At 57.2% G+C, this 1,262-nt stretch carries 3 protein-coding genes; 1 reads left to right on the plus strand and 2 read right to left on the minus strand.

The genetic code is table 11. The features are described from left to right. Both BMI01S_RS37625 and BMI01S_RS37630 read right to left on the minus strand, forming a co-directional pair. Nucleotides 1–197 (minus strand): hypothetical protein (locus BMI01S_RS37625; RefSeq protein ID WP_042293538.1); only part of this gene is annotated, 197 nt, incomplete at its 3' end. Next, nucleotides 194–469, minus strand: a complete 276-nt coding sequence (locus BMI01S_RS37630; RefSeq protein ID WP_154671551.1) for a hypothetical protein — start codon at nt 467–469, stop codon at nt 194–196. The genes BMI01S_RS37630 and BMI01S_RS37625, both read right to left, overlap by 4 nt. Nucleotides 470–1,011: 542 nt before the next feature. Between BMI01S_RS37630 and BMI01S_RS37635 the strand changes: the two genes are divergently transcribed. Beyond that, entirely contained in the window at nt 1,012–1,194 is a 183-nt protein-coding gene (locus tag BMI01S_RS37635; protein WP_028233106.1) for a hypothetical protein, read from the plus strand. Nucleotides 1,195–1,262 lie beyond the last annotated feature (68 nt).

Consider the following 1,262-nt stretch of genomic DNA (forward strand, 5'->3'; position numbering starts at 1 on the left):
GAGGCCGGTCGTCCGGCATACTGAATAAACTCTGCCACGCTCATGCCACGGGGCACGTGCTCCGACAGGAGCCGGTTGACGATGTGCTCGAACCGGCGCTGCGCGTGCGCGTCGTTCCGGTACGGCTGGGCCTGCACGATCAGAGCCGCGGCCACGAACGCCGCGTGGAGAATGTCCTGCGCTTCGCGTGGTGTCATGCGTCCTCTGCCATCGGATGAGCACCGAACCTCATGCTGCCCCGCCCTACCAGCCGCTCCTCGCGGGCATCCGCGCAGCGGCGGTTCAGCATCCTGCGAACCGGATACCGGTCAAGCAGGGCCCGGGCATTCGTCAGCCCGTAACCAAAACGTAGCACGTGCTCGATGTCCGTGAAGTCGGCATAGCGGCCCGAGTCAGCCAGCCAGCATGCTTCCTCAAGGATGGCCGCTTCCCTTGGCGAAGGCGGCGCACCGCCGTCCTCTTCCGTCATCACACACTTCATGTCCATGTCGTCACCAAATCGTTGATGCATGCCTCCGGACGCGGCATCGAGAGCTAATGAGGCACAGCCATATTCGCGCCGACAGCGCCCAATTGCGTTCAGGCAGCTCATGAAAATCTGCATTCGTGACGTGGAGTTACTGTACATCGCGGAACGTACTATGCGGCATTTCCATGTCGACTAAAAAATCGATTGTTTGGATAATACTGATTCACGTAACGAATGCATGCGTGCGAGGAATATGCGCGATGATCGTTTCGCCAAATCAAGCTTTCAGCCGGTAACTTCAGCGATGACATGCTTCTGAAATCAGCGTCGGGCGACCTCTTGCGATGCAGAATACCGAACTGGTTTTGTCACGGCCATCGCTTCCCCGCGACAGTAATATGATTCAATTTGGATGCACTGGTCTGTTACGTTCGGGATTTTGAATGGATCTGATAATCATATAGCCGGCCCCACGCCGTTGTGGTGAAGCGGCGGGCGTAGAGTTGAGGTTGCGAGACCCATTTGACGCACAGGAGGCCGGCATGGACAAGTTTAGCGGAATTGACCTGCACTCGAATAACAGCGTGGTAGTGGTCAGCGACGAAACTGACCGTGTTCTCTACCAGCGGCGGTTACCGAACGATCCCGTCCAGATTCGGGCCGCACTGGCGCCCCACCGTGCAGACCTCGTGGGAGTGGTTATTGAAGCGGTTCTGTCGCGATAAGGAGGTAGCGTAAAATCAGAACACGAAAAATTTGTCTGAAGCGCCGGTGAAGAAAGAAGGTTCTGTTG

This window comes from Paraburkholderia mimosarum LMG 23256 = NBRC 106338 (assembly GCF_000739815.1).
Lineage (GTDB): Bacteria > Pseudomonadota > Gammaproteobacteria > Burkholderiales > Burkholderiaceae > Paraburkholderia > Paraburkholderia mimosarum.